Consider the following 21,714-nt stretch of genomic DNA (forward strand, 5'->3'; position numbering starts at 1 on the left):
CCATAAAAAGGGGTTTTGCTACAATACCGCTTTTTTGCCGAAAAGCGAGACAAAATGGAAGATTTGGAACAGCGTTTGGATTATTTGGAAGAAACCAATGATATGCTGCTGATGCAAAATCGTGTGTTGGCGGCGGCGTTGCAGGGCTTTTTGCGTGCCATGCCGCCGGAGATGGCGGAAAACATCGTGGAATCCGTTCAGGCTGCTTTTGAAGACGAAGTGGCGGAGTTGGGTTACAGCAACAGCGTTCACGCCGATTTGTTTCAAGAAGCGGTGGATGCGTTTTTCCGCGATAAGCGGTAGTTAAGACGGCAAATTTTACCCGATTTTGCCAAACGGCTGTTGGCTTTCATCAGCCTGAGGCAGTCTTGCCCCTTTGTCCAAATCTTTGATTGGGGAACAAAGGGGTATGCCGCAGCGCAACGCGCAAGGCTAAAAACACAATAATTTAGCGAAGCTAAAAAATTTATGACCCAAGACAAAACCGTATCGCTCTACACCGACGGCGCATGCAAAGGCAACCCCGGCAAAGGCGGCTGGGGCGTGCTGATGCGCTATGGCAGCCACGAAAAAGAATTGTTCGGCGGCGAAGCGCACACCACCAACAACCGCATGGAGCTCACCGCCATCATCCAAGGGCTTGCCGCGCTCAAACGCCCCTGCGCCGTGGTCATTTACACCGACTCGCAATATGTGAAAAACGGCATGGAAAAATGGATACACGGCTGGAAAAAAAACGGCTGGAAAACCGCATCCAAGCAACCCGTTAAAAACGAAGACCTTTGGCAACAGCTAGACCGGCTCGCCGCGCAACACCAAATCCAATGGCAATGGGTGCGCGGACACGCAGGGCACGCCGAAAACGAACGCGCCGATGCGCTTGCCAACCAAGGCGTAGCCAGCGTTGAGCCTTAAAACTGATTGTGTTTTGACGCACAACAGGCAGCCTGAAAACCAATACGACTCAAAACACCGCCCCACCCCACTATGCGAACCCATTACGACAACCTGCAAATCCCCCGCGATGCCGATGAGCAAACCATCCGCCAAGCCTATCGCCGCCTATCCAAGCAATACCACCCCGATTTAAACCCCAGCGAAGATGCCAGCCGCATCATGCAGCTCATCAACCGCGCCTACGCAGTCCTGTCCGACCCCGAACAACGCGCCGAACACGACCGCTGGATACAACAGCAGGAAACTCTCCGCATCCCCCAACAGCCCACGCTGCGGTGGCAATCTGCCCCGCAACCCCAAAGGCAGCCTGAAAACGAATGCAGCGCGTCCAACACCGCCGCCCCCGCACCCAAAACATCCAAGCAAAAACTGTGGCAGCCCCTCTTCATCATCGCCTGCTGCGCCCTTGTCGCCCTGTTTTTTTGGCAACTGAACAGCTACCTCAAAACCCAAGCCGCCGAAGAAGAAACCCACGCAACGCAGCCTGAAACCGCCGGCACCGCCCCAGCCGATGCAACGCAGCCTGAAAACGAAGCGCCCGCCGTTGCCGCCCCCCTGCCGGCACCGGCCAACGAAGCCACCCCCAGCAACTACGTTCGCCCCAGCACCGCGCCCAACGGCGAGCCCTTCCCCAGCACATCAGGCTATGTGAAAAACTACCCCTACACCCGCAGCACCACCAAGCAGCTCACCATCTTCGTGGACAACATCCGCAACACCTCCGACGTATTCGCCGAGCTACACCAAGCCAACGCCCCCCAACCCCTGCGCACCTTCTTTATTGAAGAGCGCAGCCAGCTCCCGCTCACCGCGCTGGAAGCAGGCAGCTACACCATCCGCTATGTGCAGCTGGACACCGGCGAAACCGTTACCAGCGAAACCATCGCCCTATCCGACAACCAAAAAGAAGCCACCGTTTATTTGCAGCGCGCCAAAGAATAGGCAGCCTGAAAACTGCATACGCCCTGCCGCACAACACAAAGGCAGCCTGAAAACGCATTCCACACGTTTTCAGGCTGCCTATTGTTGTTTACAGGATTACGCCACTTGCGCGTCAAACCCCGCATCGTCCACCGCTTCCGCCAGCGCGGCGGGGTTGGTTTGCGCGGCATCGTATTCCACAACGGCTTTTGCGCCCGCCAAATCCACATCAGCGCGGCTCACGCCCGCAATGCCCGTTAACACGCGGGTTACGCTGTTCACACAGCCGTTGCACGTCATGCCTTGAATGTTTAGGGTGGTGGTTGCCATGATTTATCCTTTCGTGGATGAGTTGGAAAGTGCGCAATATAACGGTTTACCCCGTGGTAAAGTCAAGGGGGATGGCGTATGAGGGTTTATTTAGCCGCTTTTCCTAGCCACTGCACGCAGGGTTGAGACAACTTGCGAAGTGAAAACAGCATGAAAAGACGTTTTCAGGCTGCCTTTAATGCGAAAATAAAACAAATGAGGCAGCCTGAAAAAGGAATCTCGTATGAAAAAGAAAAAAATCAGCACGCATTACCTAGAACAATTTTTAAGCTGGCTTATGGAAGCCATGCACCCCGATTTGGCGCAATTTGAAGGGCTCAATCTGGCTAATCGCGCCAGCGTGCGGCAACTGGTCAATGGCTATTTAAATACCGCGCTTTGATGAGCTTTCGCCCGGCGAGCAATTTCGCGTGAAAGAAAGTTTGCGCTACGGCATGGTGATGTAGTCGGAAGCAACATTGCAAAATTGCTTCCTGCAAACCAATTGCACCTTCGCCTTGCCACGCGGCATCACAGCGCGGGAAATTTATCAGCAAATTTGGGCAGATTTGTTTCACGGCGAAGCGTGTGATGTGGGCGATTTGGCAACGTATGAAGCGCTGCCGTATGATGATTTTGTGATTAAAGCGTAACTGAGGCAGCCTGAAGTCCCTCCCCCCATTTTCAGGCTGCCTTTATCCCCCAATTCATTTACAATCCGCCCGTTTTCAATAACCATTCTCAATCATCATGACCACACTCACCATCGGCAAAGACCCCGTGCAAATCACCCTCAGCGGGCACACCATGGGTTCGGACTACACCATCAAATACATCAACTAGGCAGACTGCACGCCCCAGCCCGCGCCCGAAACGCTCAAAGCCGCCATTGATGCCCGCTTGCAGCAAGTCAATGACGAAATGTCCACCTACATCCCCAGCTCCCACATCAGCCGCATCAACCAACTGCGCGACACCGAAAGCTACACCCCCCTGCCGCGCGACTTCGCCCATGTTTTTCAGGCTGCCCTACGCATCAACCGCATCACGCAAGGCGGGCTGGACGTTACCCTAGGCGCTCTGGTGAACGCATGGGGCTTCGGGCCTGAGCCGCGCGGCGCATTACCCGACGCAGAAGAAACCGCCCGCCGCGCCGCCGCCGTGGGCATGGATAAATTTGAACTGCAACAGCAAGGCGATGCAACGCTGCTGCGCAAAAAACACCCCGATTTGTATCTGGATTTATCGTCCATCGCCAAAGGCTTTGGCGTGGATGCCGTGGCGCAAGTGTTGGAAGACGCAGGCATCCCTGATTATTTGGTGGAAATCGGCGGCGAAATACGCAGCGCAGGCAAAAGCCCCGCGGGCGAGCCGTGGCGCATCGCCATTGAACACCCCGAGCCGCCGCACCATCCGCATCTAATCATCGCCCTGCCGCATCACGGCTTGGCAACATCGGGCGGCTACCGCAATTTCCGCCAAGACGAAAACGGCGACACGCACACGCATTTAATCAACCCGCGCACGCTGAAACCCGTGCACAACAGCATCGCCTCGCTGTCGGTGATTGCCCGCACCAGCATGGAAGCAGACGGCTTGGCAACGGGCCTGACCACATTGGGCGCGGCAGACGCATTGGCTTTGGCGCGGCAAGAGCATTTGGCCGTTTGCATCATTGAGCGGCGGGACGGCGCGCTGCACACGGCCTACACAGACGAATTCGCAGCGTTTATCCAGCCAAAATAAACACTTACCCCATCAGCCCTGCCGACGCGCAGGGCTTTTTGTTGCGCCAATTCCACACCAAAACAAATAAAAACAATTTCTATTTAACAAATTAACGATTGTACGAATAATTTTCATTTATTGTAAAGAAATGATAATTTATAATGCGCGCCGTTTTTATTAACGCCAATAACCTTTTATTTAATAAGGAAATATATGAGTAACACCAAAAAATTCAGCCAGAAGGCATTGGTGCTGCACACTGCTGCGGCACTTTTTGCTATGTCTGCCCACGCCGTGCCTTACCAACAAGGTTCCAGCGCCATCGCCACCGTTGATGCGGGCGAGCGCGTGGAAAAAAACCACCGACATCACCGCCGCGAAAAAGCGCGACGGCTCCATCAACAAAAAACCCGCTGTCGGCTCATCCGAAACCGATTTCAACCGCGCCGGCAATCCCGTGCGGATTATCTGGTATGGCAACCCGAAAGATAACGACAGCAAAATCGCGCAAACCGGCGCGCTGAACAACGGCTTTATCCACGGCAAAGTAAACGTGGAAGCCACCCGTACCACCAGCAAAAGCGAAAAAGGCTCAACCATTGATGCCAACGGCATGGCAAACGCGATTGACGCTTTGGGCTGGACACCGCACACCAACCCCAACAGCGTGGAATATTCGCTCACTGGCGGCATTGTGAACAACGGCATCGCCGAGGGCGAAGCCAAGCTGCAAGGCGGCTTGGGCGGCGTGCACGGCAAAGTGCAAAGTTTTGCCACCGCCAACGACATTTTGCTGGCCACTATCACCGATTTCGGCAAAGACAGCATCGGCGGCGCAAGCGGCGCGTCAGGTAGCAAATCATCCGGCAGCGCAGCCATCAATAACAACGACGACGAGCTGGACGACGACGATTTGGACGATTTGCTGATTGACGACGGCAGCACGCCCCGTCCGCCCAAAGACACCAGCCAAACCGATATGTATGGCAAAGACCTGAATGTGCGCATCGCCAAAGTGGAAAACACCGGCACGCTTTCAGGCAGCCTGAACGCGCAGGCATTCCAAGGCATTAAAAACCGCCAGCCGAATAAATTCGTGCCCATGTTCTACGATGTAACGCCCGTTGCCTCGGGCAACGGCGTGTCGCTGGCGACTTATGTGGACACACCCGACCGCTACACCTTCTCGCAAGAGAAAGAAAACACGCTGTATATGGGCAGCCTGAAAAACAGCGGCGACATCAGCGGCGAAGCGGAAGTGCGCGGCGGCGCGAACGTAACGCACACCTACACCAAAACCAAAGCCGTGGGCAACGGCGTGTCGCTGATGGCAGACTCGGGCCGCAACGCCAAACACGGCACCACCGTTACCTTGGGCGCGGTAGAAAACAGCGGACGCATTTCAGGCAGCCTGAAACAGGTTTCCGGCAACACGTCCAGCAACAATTCCGTGTTCATCCAAGGCACCGCCGAAGCCCTATCCAGCGGCAACGGCATTTCGGTGTTGGCGTATGCCGAAAACGCGCAAATCCCCAAAATCTACGCCTCTTTGGGCGAAGCCAACGGCAACACCATCACCGGCTTGAACAACACCGGGCGCATTTCGGGCGAAGCCCACATTCGCGCGAGCGACGGCGCGGGCGACCGCAGCATCAATATCGCCGCCACAGGCAACGGCGTGTCGTTGCACAACAACCGCAAAGTATCCGGCCCCGTTAGCTGGTCGGGCTGGGGTCAAAAACCGCTTGCCACCCAGCTGCGCCTGTATGGCGTGAACAACATGGGCATGATTACCGGCAATCTGGAAGCGCAACCCGGCGTGTTATACAACGCCGCCAAACGCGGCACGGAAATCCCCGATATGCCCGTGGTGCCGCTGTTGACCGACAAAGACAACGTTCAATTAACCGACAAAGGCAACACCACCCCCGCCAAACCCGATAACGCGCAAAACAGCGGCTACGGCGGCATTTTGAACAGCAACAACCACCGCGCAGGCTTGGATGTGCGCGGCAGCGGCAGCGGCATTTCCGTGTTCAGCTCCAACGGTCATATTTTGGATTTGGAAGCCAGAAAACCGGACGAATTGCCGCAACAGCTCGGCACGGTTTACAACCAAGGCGTGGTGAGCGGTTACGCCAAAATTTACCACGGCTATGAAAACGACAGCGGATACAGTAACGGCTACAACGTGGTCGGCGCAGGCACAGGTATCTTCACCGATACCAAACTGTCGCACAGCATCACCAACACAGGGGTGATTTCAGGCAGCCACGCCGCGATTCTGACCCCGGGCGGCAAAAACGATGCGTATAGCTACCGCAACCCGTTGCCGGTGCACACTTACGGCACCGACAAGCTGAAAAACTACGGCTTGATGGCGGGCACCCTGATTGCAGGCGTGTACCGCTCCGAAGGCGGCAACAGCCAAACGCCGACTTATGGCTACTTCGATTCGTCGCTGGTTACGCAATACAACCAAAAAGACCCGCTGGAAAACTTGGGCACCAAGGTTTACCTGAACCGAGGTTACGACTATCAGGAAATTGAAGTGGCAGACCCATGGCTGGTCAGCGGCAAACGCAAAAAACTCGTCCCCGTCCGCAACGGCAAAGAAGAGCTGATTGAACGCGTTGAAGTGGGCGCGGGCGGCAAAGTGTCCATTCCCGCCGACGGCCATACCAAAGAGTTTGACATTATCAACGGCGCAGTAGATGCCTCAGGCAAAGACAGCAGCTACACCGCAACGAACGATTTGGCAGGCAAAATCGTCAACGGCGCGGGCGTGGATAAAGGCGCGTTGGTTGCCAACCAAAACATCAAACTGGACAACAGCATTGTGAACGGCTATGCCCATGCGCTGTATCTGGCGGACGGCGCGGCCGTGAACGCCAACGACACCACGTTCAACGCCAACGGCTTCCGCGTTAACCGCAACCCCTTGGCGGTGCGCGGCGATACGGGCAAAAACGTGCTGGATATTTCAGGCAGCAGCGTTATCAACGGCAACATGAACTTTGGCGACGGCGACGACAGCCTGACAATTGCCGACGAACACGTTCGCATGAACGGCCGCACCGTTGATTTGGGCGCGGGCGAAAACACGTTTAACTTGGGTCGCGCCAACAACGCAGGCCGCTCTAACCGCGGCAAACGGGAAACCCCTGCGGGAGCGATTGTGGTGAATTACGATGTGCTGGGCGCGACCAATGTAAACGTGAACCGCAATGCGCTGATTGCGTCTGACGTGAACATGCGCGACACCAACAAACTGGCGGTGGCAAGCAATGCGCAGCTGACCTACCAAGCAGACGGCGAAACGCAACACGCGCTGTACAACGCCAACGGCGGCACGCTCACGCTGGATGTGCAAGGCAAAGTGCAAGTGGCTTCGTCGGGCCGCAGCGATACGCCGAGCAAATTGAGCTTTGGCCGCGATGTGGACGACGGTTTGTCGGAAGACCCCAACGCGCCCGCCACCACCAGCCCCAATGTGGTGAGCAGCGATGTGCGTAACCCCAACCCTGTGATTGAGCGTTTGATTCGCAAACCTGCGACACCAACACCAACACCAACACCAACGCCCACTCCAACCCCTACTCCGACACCAGCGCCGACACCTGTTCCCGTTGTGCCTACCCCAACGCCAACCCCCACTCCAACGCCCACACCCGTTCCGCAGCCATCACAAACTGCGTTTGACCGCGTGAACGCGCTGGCATACATCAGCGCGTACAGAGATGCGTTCAACAGCGCGGACAACGCGGCGTTAAACGGCAAAGACCCGTTTGCCAACACCGTGGCGCAAGGCACGGCGCAAACGCAAGCCTTGGCAATCCGCGATTACTTGGTGCAAGCCGTGGACAAAAACATCTACGGCGCGGTGCCTGCCGCCGCCTTGGCAAACCACCAAGACACGCGCAGCGAAGTGTTGGACAACAACGCGCGCCTGCTGCCGCGCGGCACGGTGTATACCAGCGTGTCCGGTCGCGCCACGCAAAACAACGCGTTAAACGGCATTGCCGACCACGCGCGTGATACCACCTTGGGCGCAGGCGTAAGCTACGGCGTTACCGACAGCTTCACCGTTGGCGCAGCCGTGAGCGGCGGCCGTGAAAAATTGGACGGCGAGCTCAACAGCAAGCTCAAAGGCAACGCGGTGTTCGGCAGCGTGTTTGCGGTGAAAGGCTTTGGCGATTTCACGCTCACAGGCGGCGCGGCTTATGGCAGAAGCAGCCTGAAAGGTAGCCGCAACATCAGCAACGGCTATGACAGCGGCTCATACGATGCGCGTATCAAACCCTCGGTCGCCAGCGTGTTTGCCGAAGGAAAATACGCCTTCCGCTTGAACGACGCGATTAGCTACGAACCCAAAGTGATGCTGGCATACAACCGCGTGCGCACCGACAGCGTGTCTGAAAACGGCGTGGGCGGCTTGCAAGTGTCCGGCCGCAGCTTCAACACCGTTGATGCGGGCATCGGCCAAGATTTGCGCTTCACCCACCAGCTGCCGGCGGGCAAATTGTCTGCCAAAGTGTCGCTGGACTACATCCACACCTCCGGTCAGAAAGACTTGACCGCACGCTTTAACGGTGCACAAAACGGCTTTGCGATTCGCACCGCGAAAAACAAATCCACTGTGCGCGCGGGCGTGGGCGCGGAATACGAATCGGTGGGCGGCTTGGTGCTTCGCGCCGGTCTTGCCGACAGCATCCGCAAATCGCGCAGCGACTGGCAAGCCAACTTCGGCGTGGGCTTGAAGTTCTAACCATAGCTGACAGCCAATAAACAAGGCAGCCTGAAAATGGATTTCTCCGTTTTCAGGCTGCCTTTTTATATCGGAAAAACAAGCTGTCGTTTACCGGCAGACCGGGCAGGATGCCCGACCTGCTTGGGTTGCAACCTTTGCCAAGCCCCAACGGCAGCCTGAAAAACAAAAACCGTTTGCGGTCGCGCCAAACGGTTTTCTGTTGGATGGATGGGGTTTCAGGCTGCCCTGCCCTATGCAGCTTTCAGGTCATACAGGCGGGCGATGCCTTCGCGATTATGCTGATTGGGGCGGCGGCGAAACACGGCGGCGGCTTCTTTATATTGCCGTTTGATGTCTTCCATAGCGGGTTTCCTTAACCTAAGGCAGCCTGAAATTCAATCCAAAGGCAGCCTGAAAACGGGCAAAGCAGGTTTCAGGCTGCCTTTCTTTGGCTGGGCGCAAATGTTATTTCGCTTTGCCCGCGGGTTCTTTCGCGCTCAAATCGGCGGCTTCGTTGAGCAAATCGACAAATTCGTTCACCGTGCCGTATTCGTCTTTTTTAACGGTTCGGGCAAGGGCGATGATGTCTTGCCAGCCCATTTTGCCGTTGTATTGGCCGCCGTGCAGCTGTTGCCCGTAGGCGGCCGCGGCAACGGCAAGGCGTGTGGCGGAAGAGGCTTGGGCGAGGGGCTGGCTTTGCGCGGCGACGGGCTGTTGCAGCAGGATGCTGTGTTTGCCGTTGGGGTTTTTATAGCGCAGTTTCACGAATGCGTATTCTTTCAGGCTGTCCGAACGGGGCGGGGCGGCTTGGTAGCGCGATTCGTCGAGCCAGCCTTGTTTGCCGGCGGGGATGATTTCGTAAAGGGCGGTTACGCTGTGCCCTGCGCCGATGTCGCCCGCGTCCACTTTGTCGTTGTTGAAGTCTTCTTGTTTGAGCATGCGGTTTTCATAGCCCACCAAGCGGTATTCTTTCACGGTGGCGGGGTTGAATTCCACTTGGATTTTCACGTCTTGGGCAACGGTGGCCAGGGTGGACGAGAGCTGGCGCTGCAACACTTTTTTGGCTTCGGTTTCGTTGTCGATGTAGCTGTAATTGCCATCGCCCGCATCGGCAAGCTGTTCCATCAGCTGCTCGTTGTAATTGCCCGTGCCAAAGCCCAGCGTGGTGAGCGAGATGCCTGCCTTGCGTTTTTCGGCAACGGTGTCTTTCAGAGTATTGAAATCGGTGATGCCGACGTTGAAATCGCCGTCGGTTGCCAGCAGGATGCGGTTGATGCCGTTTTTAATGTAGGCTTTTTGCGCTTGGGCGTATGCCATTTGCAGGGCTTGTTCGCCCGCGGTTGAGCCGCCTGCTTCCAGTTGGTTGATGGCTTGCAGGATGGTGTCTTTGTCTTTGCCCGATGTGGGCGGCAGCACCAGTTTTTCGTTGCTGGCATAGGTAATCAGGGTAACTTTGTCTTCGGCGCGCAGGCGCTTGGTCAGGATGCGCAGCGTTTTTTTCACCAGCGGCAGCTTGTCTTGCGCCTGCATGCTGCCTGAAACGTCCACCAGAAACACCAGGTTGGCGGGCGGCAATGCGCTGCTGCGGATTTCTTTGGCTTTAATGGCGATTTTGATGAGCTTGGCATCGGCTTGCCACGGCGAATCGATGGTTTCGGTGTACACGGCAAAGGGTTTGCCGTCGCTGGGCGGGGCGTAGCCGTAGTCAAAATAGTTAATCAGCTCTTCAATCCGCACGGCATGGGCGGGCGGCAGGCGGTTGTCGTTTAAAAAGCGGCGCGCATTGGCATAGCTGCCGGTGTCTACATCGATGCTGAATGTGGACACGGGGTTTCGGGCAACGGCTTGCACGGGGTTGGATTCAATCTTGCCGTATTTTTCGGTGTTTTGCGGCAGGCTCGGGGCGGGTGCGATGCGGGCGGTTTTTTCCAGCGCGGCATAGGCGGGCGCGCCTGCGTATTCTTTCACCGCGGCGGCATTGCTGCGTTCAAACATGATGAATTTGTCGGCGGGGGTTTCGTATGAAATGGCGGGACGCGCGGCGGTTTTGTGCGCGGCGGGCGGATGCGTGCCGCAGGCGGTGAGTAACAGGGCGGCGGCGATGTTCAGGCTGATAAGCGTGCGTTTCATGATGGGAACTCCGTGTGGTAAAAAAAGGAGGCGGCAGCCTGAAACGGGATGGGGTTTTCAGGCTGCATTTTGTCGGGTTTTGCAACCCAACCTACGCTTGCTTTTGAGTTCAGAAACTGCGTGCGTCGCAGGGCGACATAAATTCTAGTTATGCACCAGGATACATTGATAACCAACGCAATAGGTGTGGTAATCCTCAACCTCAATGTTGTAGACCGTGGTGCGGTAGCGGCGGTAATGCCGTTGTCCGTCCTCATCCACATACAGCAGGTTCTCGTCGTTCGGCATATCCATCAAATCCCATGTCGGACTATGCCGCGATTCTTCATTCAGCACCATATCATAATTTTCTCCCTGATCCGACTGCTCCCAGCCGTAAGCCAGATTGGTCTGCTGTATCCAAGCCTGGTCGGTATCGCGGTAGGCATACAGCGGGCGGTAATCCTCCACCACGCAATAATCGTTTTCAAGACCCAGAACTACATCGCCGCGCTCAAGCTGGTCGGCGCGCTTCCACACCGGCTGTTCGTACAGCCGCATTTCGTAGGGCGTGTGCTTAAATGCCCACAGGGCTTCGTATCTCGCCCTGCCTTCATCCCCGGCAAACACGTCTTCGCCGTCGTCGTAATCGCAGCCCTTCCAATAGGCACCGAGCTTACCGAATTTGGGATGCTCAAGAATCAGGTTGGTAACCACGCCGTACACGCAGAACGGGTGGTTCGGAGTAGCGACCAGGGTTGCCCCCCTCCCATTTCGGTTAGGAAAACAAGAAAAATTCAACATTACCACTTCCTTGTCTTCGTAGCGGAAGGTGTTCACCACCCGTTTGGGCACGGCCTCGCCGATGCCGTTTTCCGGCCGCGACATCACCCAATCGCCTACCTTCAGTTCGTCTATCGGCGTCCAGCCTTCTTCCGTTTCCACCAAGGTGCCCTTCATAAAGCAGCCCATGCCGGAGGACAGGGCGTTTTCTTTGGCCTGTTTGTAGATAAATTCGTGCATTGCATCTCCCGAAAGATTGTTTTTCAAGGCATCCGCCTTGAAGTTGTTAAAGGATTTCGCCGATACTACGGCATGTAAGCTAGCCCGCTACCCCATGCAGGCTACGCTTGCTGCTTTTTGTTGAGGTGGGCAAGACGAGCTGCGCTCACCTGATAACGTCATATTAATCCATTTAGTGACATTCGTAATTCTTCACTACCTAATGTACCACAGGAATAGCAGTAGGTCGGGCATTGATGCCCGACATTGCGAGCGGGGTTGTCGGGCATCAATGCCCGACCTACGGCTAAAAGGCAGCCTGAAACAGGAAAATCCCCCCTTTTCAGGCTGCCTTTTAAACGTTTATTCCGCCAAATCCCGACACAGCTGCACCGCTTCATCCAGCCGCTCCACGCCGTAAATCTGCAGATTGGGAAACTCTTTGGCGTTGCGCGGCAGGTTGGCTTTGGGCACGATGGCGCGTTGGAAGCCGAGCTTTTCCGCCTCTTTCAGCCGCTCCTGCCCGCGCGAGACGGGGCGCACTTCGCCGCTGAGACCAATCTCACCGAACACCACCATTTTCTCGGGCAGCGGTTTGTTGCGGAAGCTCGATACCATCGCCAGTATCACCGCCAAATCGGAGGCCGGCTCGCCGATTTTCACGCCGCCGACGGCGTTGAGGAACACGTCTTGGTCAAAGCAGGCGATGCCGGCATGGCGGTTGAGCACCGCCAGCAGCATGGCAAGGCGGTTTTGCTCCAAGCCGACGCTCAAACGCTTGGGCGTGAAGCCGTGCGCATCGTCCACCAGCGCTTGGATTTCCACCAGAAGCGGGCGGCTGCCTTCCTGCGTTACCAGCACGCAGGAGCCGGCCACGTCGTCGCGGTAGCTCGCCAGAAAGATGGCGGAGGGGTTGGACACGCCTTTCAGGCCCTGCTCGGTCATGGCGAACACGCCCAGCTCGTTCGCCGCGCCGAAGCGGTTTTTGATGGCGCGTATCATGCGGTAGTTGGAATGCTGGTCGCCCTCAAAATAGAGCACGGTGTCCACCATGTGTTCCAGCACGCGCGGGCCGGCGATGGCGCCGTCTTTGGTAACGTGGCCGACGAAAATCATGGCGATACCCATCTGCTTGGCGATGCGGGTGAACTGTGCGGCGCACTCGCGCACCTGCGACACGCTGCCGGGCGCGGACGTGATTTGGTCGGAATACATGGTTTGGATGGAATCGATGACCACCAGCGCGGGCTGGTGCTGCTTTAAGGCAGCCTGAACCGCCTCCAAGCGGATTTCCGCCAGCAGGTTGATGCCCTCGCTGTGCAGCCCCAGCCGCTGCGCGCGCAGGGCGACCTGCTGCGCCGATTCCTCGCCCGACACATACAGCACCTTGCGGCTCTGCGCCATTTTGGCAACGGTTTGCAGCAGCAGGGTGGATTTGCCGATGCCGGGGTCGCCGCCCAGCAGAATCACCGCGCCGTCCACCAGCCCGCCGCCGAGCACGCGGTCCAGCTCGCCCATGCCGGTGGGCTGGCGCGGCACTTCCACCGCGCTCACTTGCGACAAATCCACCACTTGCGCGCTGTCTGCCGCCCACGATTGGAAACGGGCGTTTTTCGGCTCGGGCGCGGCGATGTCTTCTTGCAGGGTGTTCCACTCGCCGCAATGCGGGCATTTGCCCTGCCATTTGGGCACGGTGCCGCCGCATTCGGTGCAGCGGTAAAGGGTTTTGGGGGCTTTTGCCATGGAGATTCCTTGTTTTTTGGGTTTTAGGCTGCCTTGGGGGGCGGGCGGATAGGCAGCCTGAAAAGGGTTGGGGGCGGTTTCAGGCTGCCTTTGGGTGATTGACAGGGCGTTCAGGCTGAAACCTTTGCAGCCCCAAGGCAGCCTGAAAACCGAAATGGCGCGGCAACGGCTGGCGTATTCAATAAGGTGTTGCCGCTTGGCATGCTGTCGGCGAGCCGACGACGCGCCATCGTTTGCAGGTTTGGCAACGTTTTCAGGCTGCCTCTGATGCCGTCTGCAAGGCAGCCTGAAACGCCGCCCCGCCTATTGCGAACGCGCGGGGCTGTTTGGCGCATGGGCGCCGCCCGTGCCGGTCATAATCGTGCCTTTAAAATCCAGCGGCACCACGACCACGTTGCCTTTTTCGCCCATTCTAATCAGCGCTTCCAGCGTTTTCTCGGCGAGGATTTTGTCGTCCAGCGACTGCGAGCGCACGCGGTTTTCTTCGGCTTCGGTTTTGGCGATTTCCAGCTTGTTGATGGCAACCTGCTTGCGGTTTTCCGAATCGGCAATCATGCGGATGGATTCTTGGATTTTCTCGTCGGGCAGCAGGTTGGAAATGGTTACACGGCTCACGATAAAGGTGTCGGGGTCGTTGGCATCCAAGTCTTTTTGCAGATTGGTGCGGATGATGTTTTCCAATTCGTTGCGTTTGGAATTGATGGCGAGCGCTTCAAAGCGGGAAACTGCGTCGGCGGAAACGGATTTTGCCTGTTTTTCCACCAGCATATAGGCGGGGATGTAGATTTTGCTGTTTTGCTCGTAGCCGTTCATATTGGAATATTTGGCGGCAATCATCGGCACTTTCATCGGGTTGACGGAATATTGGATTTCAAAATCCAAATCGCGCAGGGAGATGTTTTCTTTGGTGGTGGGGCGCAAATCTTGCAGCTGCACGGGGATTTCTTTGACGGTGTATTTGTCGATGCGGCTGGTGAAGGTGGTGTGCCAGCCCACATTGGCGGGCTCGTCGTTGATTTTACCGTTGAAGGTGCGCACCACGCCCACCTGCCCTGTGTCAATGCGGGCGAAGGGGCGGATGAAAATCAGCAGCAGCACGGCAATCAGCGCAATGGTGCCGAGCAACAGGGCTTTTCCTGCTTTGGCGGAGCTTACGGCGGGTTTAGGGGCGGGGGTATTCACAGTTTTCTCCTGCAAAATGGTTGGCAAACGGTCTGATTGTAAACGAAGCGGCAGCCTGAAAACCACCACTTCGGGCTTTTCAGGCTGCCTTTGATGTGTTACCCCAGGCAGCCTGAAAGGGCAAAACGGTTTTCAGGCTGCCTCAGTGATGCCGCAAGTTATTCGGGAACGGTTTCGGTGTAAGGCACGCGGCTGTCAATCAATGCCAGCGTTTCCTCGCCGCTGTGCGATTTCACATATTGCTCCACTTCGGCTTTGGCTTTGGGCGCGTTGGGCAGATAGGCGGTTTCAATCTCGGATAGTTTGCCGTCAAAATTGCGGCGGGTCAGCTCGTTGGCATCGTTGCCGCTTTGCTTGGCTTGCGCGGATTTGGCGAGCACATAAGCCGCAAATGGGCTTTTGGGCACGCCATGCCCTTGCATATACATCAGCGCGAGCGAATACAAAGCAGGCGCGTTGTTGCCCTTGGCGGCTTGGCGGTACCAATAAGCGGCGGTGTCGTAGTTTTGGTCGGTGCCCTGCCCTAAATCATATAAACGACCGAGTTTGTAGCGCACGGCGTTGTTGCCCGCTTTAGCGGCGATTTGGTAATACGGCAAGGCTTGGGCGAAGGCCTGCATGCTTTCGTCGTAGCAGAAGCCCGCGTTGGCGGCGTTGGCGGCATCTTTATGCAAGCCGTACACTTTTTCCAGATTGCGGCAGGCATGGTTGGCATCTTTGGGCACGCCGTCTCTGCCGTCCAAATACGCCATCGCGGCTTCGCTCAGGGCTTGGGCGTTGTTTTGGTCGGCGGATTTGTTGAGCCAAAAAATGGCGTTTTGCCACTCGCCCGCATCGGCATAAAACTTGCCCACGGTGTATTGCGCTTCGGCATCGCCCGACAACGCGCTTTGGAACGCGCCAAAATCATTGAGCAAGATGTTGTAATCAGCGTGTTGCGCGTTCAGCCACGAATTGCCCATAAACGCGCCCGCGCCCAAAATGCCCACAAGGGCGAGAACGGCAATGGTTTTGCCTGAATCGTTTGCTGCCATAATGTATTCCTTCTGTTTCTAATGAATTGAACGCGCAGCATTTTAACATATCTTTTCAGATGCCCCTATTTTCGGGCAGCCTTGGCGCGTTTCTGTGTGTTTAAAGATACAAAGGCAGCCTGAAAACGCGGTTGTGTTATAATCCTTTCTTTTCAAAGGACAAAACGATGGCAACTAAACCCAAACCCCGCGCCAATGGGCAGCAAGAATCGCTGATTAGCAATCTGAACCACAAGCGCGAAAACCTGAAACACACCAGCATTTTGCGCGGTAATCTGCTGAAAATTTCCATTATCTTTTTGCTGTGCGCCAGCTTGTTTAACGTGATTATGATGTTGAAACGGTAAACGACAATCGGCAGCCTGAAACGGCGTTTAGCCGTTCTGCGCACCGCCCGCCATGTGGCAAACAAAAAACAGCACGTTTTGCGCGTGCTGTTTTTGCGTTTTCAGGCCGCCTATTTTTTCTTGGCGTGTTTCAGCGAGTCAATCGCCACCGCCATCACGATAATCGCGCCTTTTATGATGTATTGCCAATAGGGGCTCACGCCGATGTAGCTCAAACCGTAGTTAATCAGCGTGAAAATCACCACGCCCATCACCACGCCAATCACCGTGCCCACGCCGCCGCTAAACGACACGCCGCCGATCACACACGCGGCAATCGCGTCCATTTCATACATAAAACCCAAGTTGTTGGTTGCCGAGCCGATGCGCCCCGCTTCCAGCAAGCCGCCGAATGCGTAGAACACGCCCGACAGCGTGTAAACGCCAAGTAAATTGAGCGTTACGTTCACGCCTGACACCCGCGCCGCTTCGGGGTTGCCACCGATGGCAAACAGGTTTTTACCAAAGCGGGTTTTGTTCCAAATAACCCACATCAAGCCAATCGCCACCAGCGCATACACCGTAATATACGACAAGCGAAAGCCACCGAGGCGGAAAAAGCCTTGCGTGAACTGCGAATAGCTTTCGGTAAAACCCGCAATCGGCGCAGAGCCAACGTGGTCGTAATACAGCGAGTTGATGCCGTAGATAATCAGCATGGTGCCCAGCGTGGCGATAAACGGCGTTACGTTCAACACGGTTACGATGATGCCGTTCACTAAGCCAATCACCGCGCCAATGGCGGCCACCAGCAAAATCACCAGCGGAATCGGCACTTCGCCCAAATTGGGGAACACTTTGTTGACATTGTCCACCGATTGCAGCAGCGTGGCGGAAACCACCGCCGCCAGCCCCACTTGCCGCCCCACGGATAAATCCGTGCCTTGCGTAACAATCAGCCCCGCCACGCCCAGCGCGATAATCACGCGCACGGAAGACTGGGTGAGAATATTGCTGAAATTGGTGAGGCTTAAAAAGCTGGTGTCTTTGGAGACAATCACAGCCAGCAAAATCAGCAGCACAAAATACAGCGCATAGTTTTTAAATAGCTCAAAGGCTTGGTTGGAAGCGGTACTCATATTGGGTTTCCTTTGGGGGATGGTTTTTCAGGCTGCCTTGCGCGGTATCGCGGGGTTTCAGGCTGCCTGTGAAGTTTTAATTAGGTTGAACGACTATCTAAACAGCGATGCGGGCAACTGCTCATTTGGCTTTTTCAGGCTGCCTATCGGCTCTGCCATCGCCTGATTAAGGCAGCCTGAAAAACGGTTTACAGATACTTCGCCGATAGCTGCAAAATCTCTTCTTGGCTGGTTTGGGCGGTTTCCACAATACCCGCCACGCGCCCCGCGCTCATCACAAGAATGCGGTCGGTGATGCCAAGCAATTCGGGCATTTCGGATGAAATCATAATCACCGCTTTGCCCCGCGCCGCCAAATCGTTAATCAGTTGATAAATTTCAAATTTCGCGCCGATGTCAATGCCGCGAGTGGGCTCGTCTAGCATCAAAATCTCGGGGCTGGTGAGCAGCCAACGCCCCAAAATCACTTTTTGCTGATTGCCGCCCGATAGCGAGCCGATGCGCGTTTTGTGCGCGGGGGTTTTCACGCGCATGGCATCAATCACCCATTGCGTGTCTTCTTTCATTTTTTTATTGTTTAAAAAGCCCGATTTTTCGTAGCCGCGAATGTTGGAAATCAACGAATTGAAGCTGATGTCTAGCCCGCCAAAAATGCCCGTGCTGCGCCGTTCTTCGGTTACCAGCGCAAAGCCGTTTTTAATCGCATCCACGGGCGAATGGTTGTCCACCAGCTTGCCATGCACGCGCACTTCGCCGCCTTGTTTTTCGCGGATGCCAAACAGCGTTTCCACAATATCGGTGCGTTTTGCGCCCACCAAGCCGCCAATGCCCAGCACTTCGCCTTGGCGCAATTCAAAGCTCACATCTTGGATGGAAGGCTGGTTTTTCGCGGTTAAATGGCTCACTTGCAACACCACTTCACCGGGCGTGTTGGTTTTTTCGGGGAAGCGTTGCGTTAAGCTGCGCCCCACCATTTTGGCGACCAGTTCGTCCATATTGGTTTGCGCCACGGCGAGTGTGTCTATCCATTTGCCGTCGCGCAAAATGGTGATTTCATCGCAAATTTTGAAAATTTCTTCCATTTTGTGCGAAATATAGATGATGCCGCAGCCGCGTTGTTTCAGTTTTTCAATGATTTTAAATAGATGGGCGACTTCTTTTTCTGACAGCGATGAAGTCGGCTCGTCCATGATGACGATTTTGGCGTTATACGAAAAAGCCTTGGCGATTTCTATCATCTGCATTTCGGAAACGGATAGCTTTGCCACTTTTTCGCGCGGGTTGATTTGGATGTCCAGCTCGTCAAAAATCGCTTTGGTGTCGGCAAACATTTTGGCTGTGTCTACAAACAAGCCTTTGGTGGGATAACGCCCCAGCCATAAATTGTCCATCACGGTAAGCTGTTTCACCAAATTCAGCTCTTGATGCACCATGGAAATGCCGTTTTCCAAGGCTTCTTTTGCGCTGCTGAAATTGACTTCCTTGCCCAAAAATTGAATGCTGCCCGAATCTTTGGCGTAAATGCCGAACAGGCATTTGAGCAGCGTGGATTTGCCTGCGCCGTTTTCGCCCATCAGCGCGTGCACCGAATGGGCTTTTACGGTGAGGTTCACGCCATCGAGCGCTTTCACGCCGGGAAAGGCTTTGTGCACATCGCTCATGGTGAGCAGGATTTCGTTTTCAGGCTGCGTTTGGGGTTGAGGCGAAGCGGTCATGTTTTCGGTCTCGTTGATTGGTGTGCGGTTGGGTCGGGCGTTTCAGGCTGCCTGATTGTTGCCGTTATTTAAGGCAGCCTGAAAACGGTTTGCAAAGACATTGCATCCGTCTCCCCGTTTTCAGGCTGCCTATTTAATACGCAGTAAGCGTTTATTTCACGAATTTATCCAAATTGGTTTTGTCCACGCCCACATAAGGCACGCGGATGATGCTGTTTTCCAGCTTCAAGGCAGGGTTTTGTTTCGGGTCTTTGCCGTTTGCCAAATCCACCGCCAGCGCGTAAATCGCTTTGGCTTGCGTGTCGCCGTCGTTCAACACTGTGCCCGCCAGCGTGTCGGCTTTAATCATTTGCAATGCCTCAGGCAGCGCGTCCACGCCGAAGGTGGGCAACACTTTGCCTTGCGCTTTCATCGCTTCCACCGCGCCCATCGCCATGGCATCGTTATTAGACAACACCACTTCAATTTGCTTGCCGCTAGGCCCTGCCAGCCAAGCCTGCATAATGTCTTTGGCTTTGGCGGCATCCCACATACCGGTGTCCAATTGCAGCTGTTTCACTTTGTAGCCATCGGCTTTCAGTTTTTCTACCACATATTTGGTGCGCGCTTCCGCATCGGGATGGCCGGGCTCGCCTTTGAGCAACACATAATCAATCACGCCGTCTTTGTTCAAATCCCATTCAGGGTGCGCTTTCCAAGAATCGCCCACCAATTTGCCTTGGATTTCGCCCGATTCTTGCGGGTTCGTGCCGATAAAATAGGCTTTATCGTAGGTTTTCAACGCCGCTTCGCCGGGGTCTTTGTTAAAGAAAATCACGGGCACATCCGCCGCTTTGGTTTTGCTGATGATGGTGGGCGCAGCGGCGGGGTCCACCAAGTTAATCGCCAACACTTTCACGCCTTTGGACAGCAACACGTCCACTTGGTCGTTTTGCGTAGATTGGCTGTTTTGCGAATCGTTAAGCAGCAGCTCGGCGGTTTTTTGCGTTGCCGCTTCCGCTTCCAAAGCCTTGCGCATCAACGACATAAAGTTATCGTCGTATTTATAAATCGTAACCCCGACTTTTGCCCCCTCGCCCACGGCTGCCGCGCCGCTGCTTTGCTGCGCTTGTGCGCCCGAAGCGTTGCCCGCAGGCGCGCTGCCGTTGCCGTTGCCGCAAGCCGCCAAGCCCAAAGTTGCACATAAAACCGTAGCCAAAAATGTTGGTTTGAATTGCATGATGACCTCTCCAAAAGTGGGTTTGCACCGTTTTCAGGCTGCCTACTGCCCGGCAAAGGCAGCCTGAAAACGTTTGATTGAACGAATTTAGCTGGTTAACAACCAAATTACACAAAATTACAGCAGGCGAGTTTCGCCCAAACAAAAAACTTTGTAAACCCAAAAATTTCCCCCTTTTTGCAAACAATTTGAATTTAAATTGAAAAAAAATGTATGTTTTCGTAAAAATTCGCCATAAAATAGCCTAAGGTCTATTGCCATTCAAATTTTGCAGCGGATTTTGCGTCCTAAAAGGGCAGAGACAAGGCAAAAATGCGAGCCTATGCCGTCCATTGGCGAGTATTTTTAACGCCGCAGATGCCGTTTTAGGGCGAAAAAGCCGCCAAAATATTGATTATCAACAGAGCCTAGATTCTGTTTCACAGCACTACACACGAGTATCCGTCCCATGTTCTCCCCCACCGACCACCCTCACCGCCGCTACAACCCGCTCACCGAAAGCTGGGTTTTAGTCTCCCCCCACCGCGCCAAACGCCCGTGGCAAGGGCAGCAGGAAAAAGCCGACACCGCACCCAAGCCCGCCCACGACCCCGCTTGCTACCTTTGCCCACGCAACACGCGCATCAGCGGCGAAACCAACCCCAATTACAGCGAACCCTTTGTGTTCACCAACGATTTTTCCGCGCTACTGCCCGACACGCCCGCGTTTAGCGACACCGCCAATCCCCTGTTTCAAAGCCAAAGCGTGCGCGGCATCAGCCGAGTCATCTGCTTTTCGCCCGACCACAGCAAAACGCTGCCGCAGCTCACGCAGCCTGAAATTGAGCGCGTGATAGCCGTGTGGCAAGCGCAGGCGGCGGAATTGGGCGCAACCTACCGCTGGGTGCAAATTTTTGAAAACAAAGGCGCGGTGATGGGCTGCTCCAATCCACACCCGCACGGGCAAATTTGGGCAAGCGATTTCCTGCCCGACCTGCCCGCCAAAGCGCACGCCGCGCAGCAAAACTATTTCAGGCTGCATGGCAGCAATTTGCTGCAAGATTATGCCACCGAAGAATTGCGCCGCCGCGAGCGCATTGTGGTGGAAACCGCGCATTGGCTGGCGGTGGTGCCCTATTGGGCGGCGTGGCCGTTTGAAACGCTGCTGTTGCCCAAATTCCCCGCCCAGCGCATCACCGATTTATCCGCCGCCGAACGCGCCGATTTGGCGTTGGCATTGAAACAGCTCACCACGCGTTATGACAATTTGTTTGAAACCAGCTTCCCCTATTCAATGGGCTGGCACGGCGCGCCATTTGACGGCGAAGACCACCCCGAATGGACGCTGCACGCACATTTTTATCCGCCGCTGCTGCGCTCGGCGACGGTGCGCAAGTTTATGGTGGGCTATGAAATGCTTGCCGAAGCGCAACGCGATTTAACGGCGGAGCAAGCGGCGGAGAAGCTGGCGGCGTTGTCGTTGGTGCATTATTTGGAGCGGTGATTTTCAGGCTGCCTTAATAAGCGTAGGGTGGGCAACTGGTTGCCCACCATAATGCAAACCACCAAACCCATTTTCAGGCTGCCTTAAACCGATTAAA

The 21,714-nt window shown here is 55.5% G+C and carries 20 protein-coding genes; 10 read left to right on the forward strand and 10 right to left on the reverse strand.

What is annotated here, in order from left to right:
- Positions 1-54: 54 nt before the first annotated feature.
- From JDW22_RS04200 to JDW22_RS04210, 3 genes are all read left to right on the forward strand, one after another.
- Positions 55-303, forward strand: a complete 249-nt coding sequence (locus JDW22_RS04200) for an NGO1151 family protein (protein ID WP_040558338.1) — start codon at positions 55-57, stop codon at positions 301-303.
- 165 nt (positions 304-468) lie between these two features.
- Positions 469-915, forward strand: coding sequence for a ribonuclease HI (gene rnhA / locus JDW22_RS04205; protein ID WP_200521833.1), 447 nt, complete (start codon positions 469-471; stop codon positions 913-915).
- A gap of 72 nt (positions 916-987) precedes the next feature.
- The gene (locus JDW22_RS04210) at positions 988-1,899 is read left to right on the forward strand and encodes a J domain-containing protein (protein WP_200521834.1); all 912 of its coding nucleotides are present in this window, start codon (positions 988-990) and stop codon (positions 1,897-1,899) included.
- A gap of 96 nt (positions 1,900-1,995) precedes the next feature.
- Here the strand turns inward: JDW22_RS04210 and JDW22_RS04215 are convergent, their stop codons facing one another.
- Positions 1,996-2,208 carry a heavy-metal-associated domain-containing protein gene (locus JDW22_RS04215; protein WP_200521835.1) on the reverse strand — a complete coding sequence of 71 codons (213 nt, stop codon included), beginning with the start codon at positions 2,206-2,208 and terminating at the stop codon, positions 1,996-1,998.
- Positions 2,209-2,431: 223 nt separating this feature from the next.
- Between JDW22_RS04215 and JDW22_RS04220 the strand changes: the two genes are divergently transcribed.
- From JDW22_RS04220 to JDW22_RS04235, 4 genes are all read left to right on the forward strand, one after another.
- On the forward strand, positions 2,432-2,590 hold the full coding sequence (locus JDW22_RS04220) for a hypothetical protein (protein WP_200521836.1): 159 nt from the start codon (positions 2,432-2,434) through the stop codon (positions 2,588-2,590).
- 76 nt (positions 2,591-2,666) lie between these two features.
- Entirely contained in the window at positions 2,667-2,840 is a 174-nt protein-coding gene (locus JDW22_RS04225; RefSeq protein WP_200521837.1) for a hypothetical protein, read from the forward strand.
- A gap of 235 nt (positions 2,841-3,075) precedes the next feature.
- On the forward strand, positions 3,076-3,933 hold the full coding sequence (locus JDW22_RS04230; RefSeq protein WP_329610706.1) for an FAD:protein FMN transferase: 858 nt from the start codon (positions 3,076-3,078) through the stop codon (positions 3,931-3,933).
- A 316-nt stretch (positions 3,934-4,249) separates the two neighbouring features.
- Complete coding sequence (locus JDW22_RS04235; RefSeq protein ID WP_200521839.1) at positions 4,250-8,683, forward strand: autotransporter family protein; 4,434 nt, start codon at positions 4,250-4,252, stop codon at positions 8,681-8,683.
- Positions 8,684-9,130: 447 nt separating this feature from the next.
- Here the strand turns inward: JDW22_RS04235 and JDW22_RS04240 are convergent, their stop codons facing one another.
- From JDW22_RS04240 to JDW22_RS04265, 6 genes are all read right to left on the reverse strand, one after another.
- Positions 9,131-10,795 carry a VWA domain-containing protein gene (locus JDW22_RS04240; RefSeq protein WP_200521840.1) on the reverse strand — a complete coding sequence of 555 codons (1,665 nt, stop codon included), beginning with the start codon at positions 10,793-10,795 and terminating at the stop codon, positions 9,131-9,133.
- Positions 10,796-10,939: 144 nt separating this feature from the next.
- Entirely contained in the window at positions 10,940-11,797 is an 858-nt protein-coding gene (locus tag JDW22_RS04245; RefSeq protein WP_200521998.1) for a Hint domain-containing protein, read from the reverse strand.
- Between the two features lie 342 nt (positions 11,798-12,139).
- Positions 12,140-13,519, reverse strand: a complete 1,380-nt coding sequence (radA, locus tag JDW22_RS04250; RefSeq protein WP_200521841.1) for a DNA repair protein RadA — start codon at positions 13,517-13,519, stop codon at positions 12,140-12,142.
- 110 nt (positions 13,520-13,629) lie between these two features.
- Positions 13,630-13,854 carry a hypothetical protein gene (locus JDW22_RS04255; RefSeq protein ID WP_200521842.1) on the reverse strand — a complete coding sequence of 75 codons (225 nt, stop codon included), beginning with the start codon at positions 13,852-13,854 and terminating at the stop codon, positions 13,630-13,632.
- Positions 13,823-14,701, reverse strand: a complete 879-nt coding sequence (locus tag JDW22_RS04260; RefSeq protein ID WP_329610699.1) for an SPFH domain-containing protein — start codon at positions 14,699-14,701, stop codon at positions 13,823-13,825. The genes JDW22_RS04255 and JDW22_RS04260 overlap by 32 nt, the downstream gene beginning before the upstream one ends.
- 158 nt (positions 14,702-14,859) lie before the next feature.
- Entirely contained in the window at positions 14,860-15,735 is an 876-nt protein-coding gene (locus JDW22_RS04265; protein WP_200521844.1) for a tetratricopeptide repeat protein, read from the reverse strand.
- Between the two features lie 167 nt (positions 15,736-15,902).
- Here JDW22_RS04265 and JDW22_RS04270 point away from each other — a divergent pair, with 167 nt between their 5' ends.
- Positions 15,903-16,082, forward strand: a complete 180-nt coding sequence (locus JDW22_RS04270) for a hypothetical protein (protein WP_200521845.1) — start codon at positions 15,903-15,905, stop codon at positions 16,080-16,082.
- A gap of 110 nt (positions 16,083-16,192) precedes the next feature.
- Here JDW22_RS04270 and mglC read toward each other — a convergent pair whose 3' ends face one another.
- Positions 16,193-17,200, reverse strand: a complete 1,008-nt coding sequence (gene mglC, locus JDW22_RS04275; protein WP_200521846.1) for a galactose/methyl galactoside ABC transporter permease MglC — start codon at positions 17,198-17,200, stop codon at positions 16,193-16,195.
- On the opposite strand from mglC, the gene JDW22_RS04280 reads away from it, so the two are divergent.
- Complete coding sequence (locus JDW22_RS04280) at positions 17,184-17,366, forward strand: hypothetical protein (protein ID WP_200521847.1); 183 nt, start codon at positions 17,184-17,186, stop codon at positions 17,364-17,366. The two genes, mglC and JDW22_RS04280, sit on opposite strands and share 17 nt — an antisense overlap.
- Positions 17,367-17,388: 22 nt before the next feature.
- Here the strand turns inward: JDW22_RS04280 and mglA are convergent, their stop codons facing one another.
- Entirely contained in the window at positions 17,389-18,915 is a 1,527-nt protein-coding gene (mglA, locus tag JDW22_RS04285; RefSeq protein WP_200521848.1) for a galactose/methyl galactoside ABC transporter ATP-binding protein MglA, read from the reverse strand.
- A 151-nt stretch (positions 18,916-19,066) separates the two neighbouring features.
- Positions 19,067-20,134: a galactose/glucose ABC transporter substrate-binding protein MglB gene (mglB, locus tag JDW22_RS04290; protein ID WP_200521849.1), complete on the reverse strand. Its 1,068-nt coding sequence runs from the start codon at positions 20,132-20,134 to the stop codon at positions 19,067-19,069.
- A gap of 448 nt (positions 20,135-20,582) precedes the next feature.
- Here mglB and galT point away from each other — a divergent pair, with 448 nt between their 5' ends.
- Positions 20,583-21,617, forward strand: coding sequence for a galactose-1-phosphate uridylyltransferase (galT, locus tag JDW22_RS04295; protein WP_200521850.1), 1,035 nt, complete (start codon positions 20,583-20,585; stop codon positions 21,615-21,617).
- The last annotated feature ends 97 nt before the right edge of the window (positions 21,618-21,714 follow it).

Source organism: Kingella bonacorsii (assembly GCF_016623605.1).
Lineage (GTDB): Bacteria > Pseudomonadota > Gammaproteobacteria > Burkholderiales > Neisseriaceae > Kingella_B > Kingella_B oralis.

Bases quoted from the DNA above. Each gene is read 5' to 3' on its own strand.
- JDW22_RS04200 (WP_040558338.1), top strand. From the start codon at position 55: ATGGAAGATTTGGAACAGCGTTTGGATTATTTGGAAGAAACCAATGAT.
- rnhA (WP_200521833.1), top strand. From the start codon at position 469: ATGACCCAAGACAAAACCGTATCGCTCTACACCGACGGCGCATGCAAA.
- JDW22_RS04210 (WP_200521834.1), top strand. From the start codon at position 988: ATGCGAACCCATTACGACAACCTGCAAATCCCCCGCGATGCCGATGAG.
- JDW22_RS04215 (WP_200521835.1), bottom strand. From the start codon at position 2,208: ATGGCAACCACCACCCTAAACATTCAAGGCATGACGTGCAACGGCTGT.
- JDW22_RS04220 (WP_200521836.1), top strand. From the start codon at position 2,432: ATGAAAAAGAAAAAAATCAGCACGCATTACCTAGAACAATTTTTAAGC.
- JDW22_RS04235 (WP_200521839.1), top strand. From the start codon at position 4,250: ATGCGGGCGAGCGCGTGGAAAAAAACCACCGACATCACCGCCGCGAAA.
- JDW22_RS04240 (WP_200521840.1), bottom strand. From the start codon at position 10,795: ATGAAACGCACGCTTATCAGCCTGAACATCGCCGCCGCCCTGTTACTC.
- JDW22_RS04245 (WP_200521998.1), bottom strand. From the start codon at position 11,797: ATGCACGAATTTATCTACAAACAGGCCAAAGAAAACGCCCTGTCCTCC.
- radA (WP_200521841.1), bottom strand. From the start codon at position 13,519: ATGGCAAAAGCCCCCAAAACCCTTTACCGCTGCACCGAATGCGGCGGC.
- JDW22_RS04255 (WP_200521842.1), bottom strand. From the start codon at position 13,854: ATGCGCCAAACAGCCCCGCGCGTTCGCAATAGGCGGGGCGGCGTTTCA.
- JDW22_RS04265 (WP_200521844.1), bottom strand. From the start codon at position 15,735: ATGGCAGCAAACGATTCAGGCAAAACCATTGCCGTTCTCGCCCTTGTG.
- JDW22_RS04270 (WP_200521845.1), top strand. From the start codon at position 15,903: ATGGCAACTAAACCCAAACCCCGCGCCAATGGGCAGCAAGAATCGCTG.
- mglC (WP_200521846.1), bottom strand. From the start codon at position 17,200: ATGAGTACCGCTTCCAACCAAGCCTTTGAGCTATTTAAAAACTATGCG.
- mglA (WP_200521848.1), bottom strand. From the start codon at position 18,915: ATGACCGCTTCGCCTCAACCCCAAACGCAGCCTGAAAACGAAATCCTG.
- mglB (WP_200521849.1), bottom strand. From the start codon at position 20,134: ATGCAATTCAAACCAACATTTTTGGCTACGGTTTTATGTGCAACTTTG.
- galT (WP_200521850.1), top strand. From the start codon at position 20,583: ATGTTCTCCCCCACCGACCACCCTCACCGCCGCTACAACCCGCTCACC.